Annotated in this window: 1 protein-coding gene; it reads left to right on the forward strand. The window is 64.5% G+C overall.

Annotated elements, in window-relative coordinates; genetic code table 11:
- The first annotated feature begins 272 nt into the window (after positions 1 to 272).
- Positions 273 to 14,609 carry a nuclear transport factor 2 family protein gene (locus A5791_RS00955; RefSeq protein ID WP_067229514.1) on the forward strand — a complete coding sequence of 4,779 codons (14,337 nt, stop codon included), beginning with the start codon at positions 273 to 275 and terminating at the stop codon, positions 14,607 to 14,609.
- Positions 14,610 to 14,640 lie beyond the last annotated feature (31 nt).

Genomic DNA, 14,640 nt, shown 5'->3' on the forward strand with positions numbered 1-14,640 from the left:
GTGTTGGCTCATAGTAGCCAGCGTGAGCCGTCGCCACCCCGCGAACATCAGCGCAAACGCGGAGATTTGCGAGTCGGCGCGCGCATTATTAGCCCGCTAGCGGCGCGCGGCGCCTTTACCCGATCTTGACCAAGCATTTAATCGCCCCACCGACGATGGTCAATGTGAGTACGCTTCCATGGGTGGAACTGGGGGTTTTGGGACCTCTCCAGGTCCGGCAAGACGGAAGGCCCGTCACTATCCCGGGCGCCAAACCTCGTGCCATTCTCACGATGCTCGCATTGCACGACGGTTCGGTTGTAGCGGCCGACTCCCTCGTCGAGTTGCTCTGGGGCGAGGATCCGCCGCGCACCGCGGCCAAAGCCCTGCCGACCCACATCTCGACACTGCGCCGGACCCTGGGCGACGGCTTTGTCTTGACGGAGGGTGCGGGTTGGACCCTCGCCGATAGCGAGGTTGACGCCTCGCGTTACAAAGCGGCCGCCCGACTCGGACGCGCTGCCGCTGCCGCTGGCGACACCGGCCAAGCCGTGGCCCGCTTCGAGGAGGCGCTCGCCCTTTGGCGCGGAATCCCCGAACTGCCCGACAGCCGGCGTGGTGCCTCCGAAAAGACGCAGTGGATCGAGGGCCATGCCGCGCTCGTGGAGGATCGAGCCGACGCGCTGCTCTTGACCGGCCGCGCCGCGGAAATCATTGGCGAGCTGGAAGCCGCCGTGGCCGACGCGCCCCTGCGCGAAAGGCGTTGGGGCCAGCTGATGCTCGCCCTCTACCGCGCCGGCAGACAAGGCGAAGCACTCGGCGCTTACCAAAGAGCCCGGACGCTACTCGCCGACGAGCTGGGCGTCGACCCGGGACCCGACCTTCGCCGGCTCGAGGCCGCGATCGTCGCGCAAGACACCGCGCTGGAAATACCTGCTGCACAACAGCCTTCGACGGTGACTCGGGCCGTGACCTTCCTGCTGACCGACATCGAGGGCTCTACGGCCGCCTGGGAGGCAGACGCCGGCGCCATGGCCGCGGCGCTCGCACGACACGACGAGCTCGTCGAACAGGTCGTCACGTCACGTGGCGGACGGCTGATCAAGACGCGCGGCGAAGGCGATGCCACGTTCTCGGTCTTCGAGCGGCCGTCGACGGCTGCCGCCGCGGCTATCGAACTGCAAGAAGCGATCGTCCACGAGCCATGGGCGCTGCGCGAGCCCATGCGTATCCGCGTCGCGCTGCACACCGGGGAGGCCGAGCTTCGCGACGGCGACTACTTCGGTCGGGCGGTCAACCGCGCCGCGCGCCTACGCTCATTGGCTGAGGGTGGCCAAATCCTGTGCTCGGGTGCGACCGCCGAGCTAGTCATCGACTCACTTGCCGACGATGTCGAGCTCGCCGACCTCGGGATGCGCCAGCTGAAAAATCTCGCACGACCCGAGCATGTTTTCGAACTCCGACTGGCTACCGCCGAACTCAGTCCGCCGGTACCGGCAAACGATGCGCCCATCGACCGTCCCGACCTGCCCGCGGTGCTAGGCGGCCCCGGGCCTTTCGTCGGGCGCGGGCCCGAGCTTGAGGGACTTTTTTCCGCGTGGCAGCGCGCGCTCGCCGGTGGCACGAATGCGGTGCTGATTGCGGGCGAACCGGGTGTCGGCAAGACGCGCCTGGCCGGTGAGTGGTCCAGGCAGGCGTATGACCAAGGCGCTCTTGTGATTTACGGCCGTTGCGACGAGGACCTCGGTGCGCCGTACCAGCCGTTCGCCGAAGCCCTGCGCTCGCTGGTCCCCTGCCTTGGCGCCAATGGGCTGCGCGGGCTGCGCGGTGTGGAGGCACTGCTTGCGCTGGTACCCGGGCTGACCGATGTCCTACCTGATTTAGCCGCGCCTACCCGCGCGGACCCGGACACCGAACGCTACGCACTTTTCGACGCGGTTGTTGCGCTGCTGGGAATCGCCTCCGCCAGGGCGCCCGTCGTGCTGATTCTCGATGACCTGCACTGGGCGGCCAAACCCACGCTGCTGTTGCTGCGCCACCTACTGCGCTTCGGTGAGCGTGACCGCGTCCAGATCGTCGGCACGTATCGCAGCACCGACTTGGATCGCTCACACCCCCTCGCGGCAATGCTCGCCGACCTTCACCGCAGCGTCGATTCGGGAACAGCCAACCGCATTGCACTCGGTGGTTTGAACGAGGATGACGTGACCGAGTATGTGGCCGAGGCGGGCTTCGACGACGAAGAGCTGGCCCGGGCGCTGGCATCGGTCACCGGTGGCAACCCGTTCTTCCTCATCGAGGCACTGCGCCACGTCGACGAAAGTGGTGGCCATTGGGATCCCAGCACCTTGCCGCAAGGGGTTCGTGAGGCTGTGAGCCGCCGACTTACCCGGCTTCCGGCGGAGACGAACAAGGCGCTCGCGGCAGCCGCGGTCGTCGGCAGCCGATTCGGATTGGAACTGGTCGAGCGCGTGGTCGGGGACGATCTCGTCGACGCGTTCGACGAGGCCTGCAAGGCCGGCATCGTCATCGAAGAATCCAGCGGTCACTATCGGTTCAACCACGCCCTGGTCCGACAGTCGCTGCTCGCCGAACTGCCGTCGGTGCGCCGCCTGCGGTTGCATCAGCGCATCGCCACGACGCTGGAGACCGAGGCCGGCGCCGATGACGAGCTGCTCGCCGAACTGGCTTACCACTACTTCGAATGTGCGTGGGCCGGGAACGCCGCCAAGGCCGTCGAGTACTGCCGGCGCGCGGCGGACCAGGCGATGGCGCGACTGGCCTACGAAGGTGCCGCCGACCTGTACGACCGGGCGCTGCACGCGCTTGAGGAGATCGACGACGAGCTGCCCGATCGTGACGATCAGGTTGCCGCGCTGACAATCTCCCGCTGCGAGGCACTGTTGGCGGCCGGTGACGTCATCTCGGCGGCAAGCGCGGTGGCGCAACTACAAGAAGCGACGCGCGACTCGGCCCGGCTCGCGGCTTGGGCAACGTGCTTCGACGGACAACTCTCGATGTTGATCCATCCTGAACGCCTCGACGAGGTGGAAGCCGCGGTGGGCGCGGCCGCCGGCACGCTGTCCGCCCTGGACGACGCGGCCGGAGAAGCCATGGCGCACACCGTCCGTGCCGGGTGCCTCGCTCGCCTCGGTCGAATCGGCGACTGCGAAATCGCTTTGGACGACGCCCTCACCGCTGCGCGACGCGCGCGCGAACACCGCCGCGTGAATGCGGTTTTGGCGAACGCGCCACTTGCGGCGCTGTGGGGGCCCAACCCGGTTCCGCGTGCGGGCGGACGGTGTCTGGACGTGGTGCGGCTACTGCGAATCACGACCGACTCCCCCGCGGTCGAAGCGACGTCGACGCGGTGTCAGGCTGTGTTGGAGGCGTTCCGCGGACGCGCTGAGGCCGCGCGACGGATGATCGACTCGGCGCGACGCACGGTCACCGAGCTCGGCCTGCGCCATGCACTATTGGAGGTTGAGCAGTTCGCCGGCATTGTCGAGCTGGTCGCCGCCGATCCCGCCGCGGCCGAAGCGCATCTGCGCCAGGCCTACAATGGTTTTCGTCGCATGGGCCTGGACGCCGACACCGCTGAGACCGCTGCGCTGCTGGGCCGTACTTGTCTGGCGCTCGACCGCGCAGACGAGGCCGACGAATTGTGCAGGGAGAGTGAGCGTCTCGCCGGCCACGCGCTGAAGCCATCGATCGCCTGGCGGAGCCTTCGGGCGCATCTGCTGTCGCGTGGCAATGACCACGACGGGGCCCAGCGGGCGGCCGAAGCTGCCGTCGCCCTTGCTGAGCGCACCGACTTGTTGGTCGATCACGGCGACGCATGTGCCTCGCTGGCAACGGTTTTGGGTGCTGCCGGCAATGATGCGGGTGCGCGAGCCGCTGCGGAGCGCGCGGTCGGTCTGTACGAGCGGAAAGGCGCTGCGGCGCTTGCCGAGATGGCGCGCGAGATCCTCGGTGCCGGCCGGCCGTCCGTCCCTGCTCCGCCCGAACCACCGCGGCAGGCCGAGCCAGACAACGCATGCGTGCGAGCGGTCGGCCGCTTAGACGATGCTGTCGACCGCGAGGCGTGGGACGAGGTCGAGCAGCAATTCGCTACCGACGTTCACGTCGAAAGTCGCCGAAAGGTTGTCGGGTACCCGCGCGTCGATCTCTCGCCGAGAGGCTGGATACGCGAGGTACAGCGCGCTCGCCAGCTAGGCATGGTGCGTCAACGTCACGCGGTGGTCGCGGTGCGGGGAGATCGACTGGCTCTCACTCGAGTTGAGGTCGGCACTGCTGACGTCAGCCCGGGCGCGCCGCAGGACGAGCTGCTTCGCCTCATCGGCCTTGATGAAGATGGCCGCATCGAGCTGTTGCTGTGGTTCGACGTCGAAGACATGGACGCCGCCGTCGCCGAGCTCGACGCCGCGCACGCCCGCCAGATTGCGCGAGCGCCACAAGAAGATCCGAGCGCCGAACTGGACAACGCGTGCGTCAGGGTAATCCGCGAGTCTGAGGCGGCCGCCAACCGCGATGCCTGGGAAGAGGTGGAGAGGATATATGCGCCCGACGTCTTCTTCGAAAGTCGGCGCAAGGTAATCGGCTTCACGCGGGACGATCTTCCGCCTGGCGCATGGGCAGATCACGCAAGACGTCTTCGCGATAGCGGCCCCCGGCGGGCCCGCATTGGGGTTATCGCCACCCGGGGCGAGCGCTTGGCTCTCACTCGATTGGAGCTCTTCACTGAAGACGAGAGCCCTGGCGCGCCGCACGACGAGGCGCTCCAGCTATACGGCATCGACAACGAGGGCCGAATCTCGCTGCAGGTGGTCTTCGACATCGACGACATCGACGCCGCTGTCGCCGAACTCGCTGCCGCGCATGCCCGATTCGAAGAAACGCCGCCAGAGGCGCGGGCGCTCGAGAATGCCGCGAGTCGGACCGATGATCGGGCCAACGAGCTCTTCACTGATCACCGCTGGGACGAACTCGACAAGCTGTTCGCCGACGACCTCCAGATAGATGACCGGCGCCGGGGGCTCCGTCGTCAAGGCGGCGATCGAGCTACAGAGCTCGCCAATATGCGTGCGATCGCGGACATCGGCGTCAAGACCATGGCGTCGCACGTTCTCGCTATCCGTGGGGAGCGGCTCGCCCTTACCCGTACCGTGTTCTCGGGCCGAGACGACCGGCCCGAGGCCTTCCGCAACGAGCTACTCCGCATCGCCGAAATCGACACCGACGGCTTGATAGTGGCCATGATCGCGTTCGATCTGGACGACCTAGAGGCCGCTTACGAAGAGCTGGAGGCGCGGTACCTAGCCGGTGAGGCAGCGCCCTACGCGCGTGTCTGGCAGATCGGAATGGAAACGCTCGGCGAACTCAACCGTCATGAGCCCGGACGAATGATTGCCGAACTTGTGTATACCGATCACCGACACGTTCCGTTCGCGCCGGGGGACTTCGGTCGCGCGGTCGAGGAGCTGTGGGCGCTCATCCCCGACGCGCGCTACCGGACGCCTGCGGTGTACGCGCTCGACACCCACGGCATGGTCGCCAAATTCGTCATCGAAGGCACCGATGTCCACGGAAACGAATTGCAGTGGCCTCGTGTGCTTCTCCTGTATGTAGGCAGGGACGAGACACGGTTGGACGTCTACGAAGAGGATGACGTAGACGCCGCACTCGCCCGCTTCGAGGAGTTGCGCCCGCAGGCGCTGCGGCTGGAAAACGCCGCAAGCCAAGCCGTTGAGCGCTATATGGCGCACTTCGCAGCCCGCGACTGGGATTCGCTCGCGAAGGTACTTGCCGACGACATGTCTACCGACGATCGGCGGCGGGTCGTGAACACGGGGATCCGAAGCGGTCGGGACGCCGAGATTGCAAACCTGCGAGCGGCCGCCGACGTTGGTATTACATACATGACGTCCGTCGTCATCGCAGCCCGTGGGGAGCGCCTCATCCTCACGCGCACCTCCGGAGGCAATGGCGGGTCCGAGGAGTTCCTAAATGATGTAGTGGGCGTCGTCGAAATCAACTCCCACAATCAGATCGCGGCGATCGTCGTGTTCGACGCCGACGACTTGCAGGCTGCCCTGGCAGAACTCGACGCCCGCTACATCGCCGGCGAAGCGGCATCGTACGCGCGCGCGTGGTCGCTCGCCACGGGCGCCTTCGCCGCTATCAACAGACACGAACTCCCCGAGCTGGCGCCGGACTGGGCGAATATCGACCACCGACGCGGAGCGGCGTTCGCGCCCGGCGACATGACCGCATTCGTCCACGATTTATTTGGAGACTCGCCGGACATCAACGTCTACATCGAGGCTGTCCATCGCATCAGCAACCTCGGAGTGGTTGTCACCCAAAGAGCGCACGGCACTTCGCAAAACGGATTCCAGGCCGAATGGCGGGAGGTCGGGCTCTTCACGTTCGACGGCGACCTGCTCAGCCGTTGCGAGCTATTCGACGAGACAGACCTCGACGCTGCGATCGCGCGGTTCGATCAACTTAGTCGGCCGACACCACGGCTGGAGAACGCCGCAAGCCAAGTGTACGAACGCTGTAACGCGTACTTCGCCGCCCACGACTGGGACGCCCTAGCGGCGACATTCGCCGATGACATTTCGACGGAGGATCGCCGTCGAGTGGTAGGCATCGCAGTCGGACACGGGCGAGACGCGGTAATTGCTACCACGCGTGAGATCGTCGACGTCGGGATGACGAACCTGACATCGTCCGTTATTGCGATCCGCGGCAACCGTCTTGTCCTGGCGCGTGCGCGTTTTTCGGGCCCTGATCAAGAGCCGGGGGCATTCCACACGGATGTACTCATCGTCCTGGAGAGCAACGCCGACAACCGGATCGCTGCGCACCTCGTCTTCGATCCTGACGACTTCGAGGCCGCCCTCGCGGAGCTTGATGCGCGGTATCTTGCCGGCGAAGCAGCCGACCACGCGCGCACGTGGGCGGTGGTCAGTGGGACCTTCGCCTCGGTCAGCCGAAACGAACTCCCCGCGCACACGCCTTACTGCACGACTATCGACCACCGTCGGGTGACGGCGTTCGCGCCAGGCGAGCTGAACGCGTACATCCGTGCCGGGTGCGAACTCGACCAGACCGTCCGCACCTACGTCGAAGTTGTGCACCGGTTAAGCGGTCTCGGCGCGGTTTGCACCTTTGCGGCCCATGGCGGTTCGCGCGAGGGCTTTGACGCCGAGTGGCGGGGCGTCAGCCTTTCGATGGTCGACGGCGACTTGGTCAATCGCAGCGAGCTATTCGACGAGACAGAACTGGACGCAGCGATTGCGAAATTCGATCAGCTAAGTCGACCGGCACCGCGGTTGGAAAATGCGGCGAGCCGAGCAATCGAGCGGTTCCAGATGTGCTTCACCGCCCGCGACTGGGACACGATGGCCGAAATGATGGCCGAGGACGTATTGGACGACGATCGTCGGCGGGTAGTCAACGCCGGTGTGCGACACGGTCGGGATGCCGAAATCGCGAATATGCAAGCTATCGCCGATATCGGAACCCAGAGACTCTCGTCGACCGTCATCGCCACCCGGGGGGAGCGCCTCGTCCTCAGGCGGGAACATGTGGGCAACGACGAGCTACCCGAGGCGTTCCAGTTCACTGATGTCCTGCAGATAGTGGAGCTCGACGCCGACGAGCGGTTCGCAGCAGTCGTGACATTCGACCTCAACCAAATCGACGCCGCCTTCGAAGAACTCGATGACCGATACCTGGCAGGCGAAGCAGCCGAGCACGCGCACACATGGTCGGTCATCACGCGGTGGTACGCCGCGCTCAACCGGCACGAGATACCGCCGACGACACCGGACTGGGTCAATACCGACCACCGGCGAGGGCGATCGTTCGAGGCCGGTGATCTGCCCGCATTCCTCCGCGCCACATGGGAACTCGTGCCGCAAGCCAGGATCTATATCGAGGCCGTGCACAGGCTGAGCAACTTCGGAGCGCTGGTCACGCAAGCGTCGCAGGGGACGTCGCCAGACGGCTTCGACGCCGAGTGGCGCGAGATCAGCATGAAGATTCTGGATGGCGACCTAGTCAGCCGCTCCGAGCTATTCGACGAGACAGACCTGGACACCGCGATCACCCGGTTCGAAGAACTGCAGCCGCCGATACCGCGGCTGCAGAACGCGGCAACACAAGTCGCCCAACGCTTCTGGAGTTCCTTCGTAGCCCGCGACTGGGACGGCATGACGGAACTACTCGCCGATGACCTTTCCACTGAGGATCGCCGCCGCGTGGTGAGCGCCGGTACCCATCACGGTCGGCACTTCGACATCGGCAATATGCGGGCCGTCGCAGACATCGGAGTGACGAACGCAATGCTGACCGTCATCGCGACCCGCGGCATGCGCCTTGCGCTCAGCCGTGTCCGGCTGTCGGGCCGAGACCAACGCCCGGACGCATTCCATACCGAAGCGCTCGGCATCGCGGAGATCGACGACGACGGAAGACTTATCGCGCACGTCGCGTTCGACCCCGACGACTTCGATGCCGCCTTCGCCGAGCTGGAGGCGCGCTACCTCGCCGGCGAAGCGGCCAAACACTCGCAGACATGGTCGGTCATCGTGCGGGAATGCGCCGCATTCAACCGGCACGAACTTCCCCCGGCGGACTGGGTAACCATCGACCATCGGCCGGTCGCTCCGATGGACACAAGTGATCTGCAAGCAGCCATACGCGCCATTTGGGACCTCACGCCAGACCTCACCGCCCGCATCGAGGCGGTACATCGGCTCAGCGGTTTCGGCGCTGTCGTCACCTATACGGCGCATGGGATCTCGACAGAAGGCTTCGCCGCTGAATGGCGGATGATCGAAGTTCTGACTGTCGAAGGCGATCAGCTCAACCGAAGCGAATTCTTCGACGAGGCACACCTCGACGCCGCGCTCGCCCGCTTCGAAGAGCTGCATTCGCAGGCGCCTCAGCGGTTGACAAATGCCGTGTCGCAGCGCTTTTTGGCGCACTTTGCGAACCGGGACTGGGCGGCCATGGCGCAGGATTTCGCCGAGGATTACTACCAAGATGATCGCCGCCGGGCCGTGAATTCCGGGCTCCGAGAGGGACGAGACGCGGCGATCGAAGATCTGCGGGCCGCTCAAGACGTCGGGTTCACCAATGTCACGTTGGACATCATCGCTACCCGCGGCGAACACCTCATTCTCACCCGCTGGCAAGCCTCGGGCCGCGACCCCGAGGCGATTCGACTCGAGGTTCATCAGGTCGTTGAGATCGATGCGGATGAGCGGTTCGCAGCGTGCATCGTGTTCGACCTCGACGACGTCGATGCCGCCTTCGAAGAGCTCGACGCCCGGTATCTCGCAGGAGAAGCGGCCACCCACGCGCACACATGGTCGGTCATTACAAGCACGTATGCCGCGTTCAACCAACATGAGCTCTCCCGGCCGGACTGGGTAGTCATCGACCATCGGCCAGGTGCACTGTTCGCATCCAGCAACTTGCCAGCCTCTGTCCACGCCTTCTGGGACCAAACACCAGACCTCAGCATCCGCATCGAGGCGGTGCATCGGCTCAGCGATTTTGGAGCGGTGGTCACCCATACGGCCGATGGCACCTCGCCAGATGGCTTCGCCGCGGAGTGGCGGATGATCCAGGTGCTGACCATCGAAGGTGACCAGGTCTGCCGCTGCGAGCTCTTCGACGAAGAAGACGTCGGCGCCGCGCTCGCTCGCTTCGATGAATTGCATGCGCAGGCAACGCGATTGGAAAACGCGGCAAGCCGGATAACCGAGCGATGCTGCGCGTGCTTCTCGGCCCAGGACTGGTCCGCCCTCGCGGAGTTGCTGGCCGACGACATGATTTTGGACGATCGCCGCCGGGTCGTGAACGCGGGTATTCGACAGGGCCGAGATCTGTACATCGCAGACAATCGAGCCGCCGTCGAGGCCGGCGCAGAGATACTATCTTCGCGCGTCATTGCGACCCGCGGCGAGCGCCTCGCCCTCACTCATGCCCGCGCCTTCAACCGTGGCTTTTCGCCTGGCGAGGTCGGCGCCGAGTGGCTCGCCGTCGCCGAAATCGACGTCGGCAAGCGGATCGTCGCGATTGTTGCATTCGACCTTGACGACATTGATGCCGCCTTCGAGGAACTAGACACCCGCTACCTTGCCGGCGAAGCTGCCGCGCACGAACGCACGTGGTCGGTCATCGCACGGGAGTGCGCCGCGTTCAATCGGCACGAACTCACGGCGGTGGATTACATCACCGTCGACCACAGGCCGCTGCCCATAATTGAGGCTCTTTCGCAAGCAGCTGTGCGGGTTTGGGACGTCACGCCAGACTTCGGCGTCCACATCGAGGCGGTGCATCGGCTCAGCGATTTCGGAGCGGTCGCCACCTATCAGGCGAATGGGACCTCGCTAGAAGGCTTCGACGCCGAGTGGCGAATGATTGAACTTGCGACTGTCGAAGGCGACCGGATCAACCGCTGCGAGGTCTTCGACGAGTCAAACCTCGACGCCGCCCTCGCCCGATTTGAGGAACTGCAGCACCAGGCGCCACGACTGAACAATGCGGCAAGCCAAGTAATCGAGCGGTATCAAGCGTGCTTTACGACTCGCAATTGGGCCGCCTTCGCACAGCTGCTGGCCGACGACGTCGTCGCAGACGACCGGCGACATGTCGTCAACGCAGGGGTTCGACGTGGCCGCGATCTGCACATCGCGGACATGCAAGCCACCGTCGAAGTCAGCGCCCCGACCTTCTATTCGAGCGTCATCGCGACCCGCGGGGAGCAGCTTGCCCTCGCTCATGTGCGTATCTTCAACCGCGGCATGACCGGCGAGGTCGGCGCCGAGGCGCTTGGTATTTGCGAGATCGACGCTGACGAACGGATGGCCGCGATGGTCACATTCGACACCGACGACCTCGACGCCGCCTTCGCGGAACTCGACGCCCGATACCTCGCCGGCGAAGCGGCCGCACACTCACGCACGTGGTCGGTCATCGCGCGGGCCCAGGCAGCGGGCAACCGGCGCGAACTTCCCCCCACGGCAACAGATTCGGTTTACATCGATCATCGGCCAGTCGTACGGATCGAGGCCGTTGATGCCGCCGCATCTCTTCGTGCGATGTGGGACCTTGCTCCGGAAATCAGCTTCTACATCGAGGCTGTACACCAGCTGAGCGAATTCGGAGCCGTCGTGACCCAGGTCCTGAAAGGGACATCGCAAGAGGGCTTTGATGCCGAGTGGCGAACGATCGACGTTTTCAAAGTCGAAGGTGACCTCATCAGCCGCTGCGAAGTATTCGACGAGGCAGACGTCGACACAGCCCTCGCACGATTTGAGGAGCTGCAGCCGCAGGCGCCACGACTCGAAAACGCGGCAAGCCAAATGGTTGAGCGATACTTCGCGTGCTTCTCGGCCCGGGACTGGTCTGCCATGGCGAAGCTGCTGGCAGACGACATTGTCGTGGACGATCGCCGTCGCGTTGTGAACGCGGGTATTCGACAGGGCCGAGATCTGTACATCGCAGACAATCGAGCCGCCGTCGAGGTCGGCGCAGAGACCATATTTTCGAGCATCGTTGCAACCCGCGGGGAGCGCCTCGCCCTCGCTCATATCCGTTCCGTCAACCGGGGACTCCTGCCCGGCGAGCTGGGTGCTGAGATGCTCGGCATCGCCGAGATCGATGCCGACCACCGGATCATCGCGGCCGTCGTATTCGACCTTGATGACATCGACGCCGCCTACGAAGAGCTGGATGCCCGGTACCTCGCGGGAGAGGCGGCCGCCCACGCGCACACATGGTCGGTCATCGTGCGGGAACGCGCCGCGTTCAATCGACACGAACTCACCGCGGTGGATTACATCACCGTCGACCACAGGCCGCTGCCCATAATTGAGGCTTTTTCGCAAGCAGCTCTGCGGGTTTGGGACGTCACACCAGACTTCGGCATCCACATCGAGGCGGTGCATCGGCTCAGCGATTTCGGAGCGGTCGCCACCTATCAGGCGAATGGGACCTCGTTAGAAGGCTTCGACGGCGAGTGGCGAATAGCCCTACTCGTGACGGTCGAAGGTGACCGTATCAACCGCTGCGAAGTATTCGAGGACGCAGACCTCGATGCCGCGCTCGCCCGATTCGAGAAACTCCAGTCGGAGGCACCACGGCCGGAAAACGCGGCAACCCAAGTGGCCGAACGCCTTCGGGCAAACTTTGCGGCGCGCGACTGGGCCGCCAGGGCGGAACTACTGGCCGAAGAATGCTCCATCGACGATCGCCGTCGGACGGTGAACGCCGGAAACCTACACGGCCGAGACGCCGACATCGCGAACATGCGTGCCATCGCCGACCTCGGGGTCGCAAACATTGCCCTGAAAACCATTGCGACCCGCGGTGAGCGCCTCGCCCTCTGTCGGGCCCGCATGTCGGGCAGAGACCAGCGGCCCGAAGCCTTTTACACCGAAACACTCACCATCATCGAGATCGACACGGACAACCGTGCCGCGGCGCAGGTCGTGTTCGACCCCGAGGACATCGACGCTGCGTTGGCGGAACTCGAAGCCCGCTACCTGGCCGGCGAGGCGGCCGCCCACGCGCCCACGTGGTCGGTGATCGCGGGAGCATACGCCGGGTTCAATCGTCACGAATTACCGCCAATGACAACGGATTCGGTGAGCATCGATCATCGGCGGCTGGTAATAAACGAGGCGGTTGATCTGACCGTAGGTGCTAGTAGCGTGTGGGACGTCGCTCCCGACCTCCACGTCCACATTGAGGCCGTGCATCAGTTGAGCGAAATCGGAGCCGTTGTCACGCACGTAGGTCAAGGCACCTCACCAGACGGCTTCGACGCCGAGTGGCGGATGGTCAACGTTTTCACGGTCGATGGTGATCTGCTCAACCGCTGCGAAATCTTCGACGAGGAAGACCTCGACGCTGCGCTCGCCCGGTTCGACGAGTTGCAACCGCAGGTGCGGCAGCTCGAAAACGCGGCAAGCCAAGTGAGCGCGCGCCTCTTGGCGCACTTCGCGACAGGCGACTGGGACGCCATGGCAGAGATGCTTGCCGACGACTTTTTCAGAGACGATCGCCGTCGAGTGGTGGGTGCCGGTATCGGACATGGTCGAGACGGCTGGATCGTGAACATGCGCGCGACAGCTGACCTGTGGCTCGCGAACGTCACGTCCACCGTCATCGCGACCCGCGGCGAGCGCCTTGTCCTCCTGCGTGGTCGCTTCTCGCACCGCGGTCAAGTGCCCGACGGATTTATCACCGAGTACCTCAGCATCATCGAGCTCAACGCCGACGAGCAGATCACCGCGATCGTCATGATTGACCTCGACGACATCGACGCCGCCTTCGAAGAACTCGATGCGCGATACCTTGCCGGAGAAGCGGCCGTCCACTCGCAGACGTGGTCGGTCATCGCGCGGGCTTGCGCCACCCTCAACAGACGCGAAATCCCCGCGACAACCGCAGAATTCGCCGACATCGACCATCGACAAGTAGCTGCGATCGGGTCTGGTGACCTGAAGGCATACATCCGCGCGAGCTTTGACCTCACGGTGAGCATTAGGACCTACGTTGAGGCTGTACATCGGCTGAGTGACCTAGGGGCAGTCGTCACCTATGTAGCGACAGGGACCTCGCAAGAGGGTTTCGACGCCGAGTGGCGTATGACGGACATCTTTACGGTCGAAGGCGAACTGATCAGCCGCTGCGAGATTTTTGACGAGGCAGACATTGCCGCCGCGCTCGCAAGGTTCGACGAGCTCGATCGGCGGGCACCACCGCTTGACAACGCCGCAACCCGAACCTGGGCGCGCCTAACCGATGCGTTCAATCGCCGCGACGTGGACGGTTGCCTTGCCCTCACCACTGCGGATTTCCGGTATGAGGACCGGCGGAAAGGCTTGCGGGATCTAGTCGAAGGACCCGCAATCGCGAAGGCTGCGCAGGCGATGTTCGAGACTCCACCCACCAGCGTGCAGGCGACGGTGGAGCCGCTTGCCATCAGGGGATCTCGACTTTCGCTGACCCGATTCTGCTACCGCGACACCGATTTTCCCGATGGACCGATCATCGTCGAGTCCTTGCAAGTCACGGGCGTCAGCCACGAAGGCCTCATGCAGGTCATCACGAGTTTCGATCCCGACGACATCAACGGCGCAATGGCTGAACTTACCGATCGCTGGATCGCCTCCGGAGAGGTCGCGCATCCCGAGATCATTGTGTCGGTGCAAAAGCTGACCGAGACCCTAAACCGCCATGACTGGGATGCTTTCGCCAAACTGAGCGACGGCGCCACTTTCATCAACCACCGGCAGTTGTCCACGCCAGGTGTCCAGACGATCGCCGATAACATGACGTCGTTTCAAATGATGGCGTCGCTCGTGCCCGACTATTGGGTCGAACTCGCCGAGGTTCTCACGCACTCGGCGATGGGAGCTGTGAACTACGTGGTCTTGCGGGGCACCTCGACCGATGGCGCCGCGATCGAGATTCCGCTTATCACGCTCACAGCCTTCGACAGCGAACGCGTGACGCGTTTCGAGGCCTTCGACGCAGACCAGCGCGAGCTGGCATTGGCCCGGTTCGAGGAACTGGGCCTCATGTCTCAGCCGCACTGACCGTCAACATCGCGTCGAACATGGCAGCTCG

The organism is Mycobacterium sp. 852002-51163_SCH5372311, from assembly GCF_001667115.1.
Classification (GTDB): Bacteria; Actinomycetota; Actinomycetes; order Mycobacteriales; family Mycobacteriaceae; genus Mycobacterium.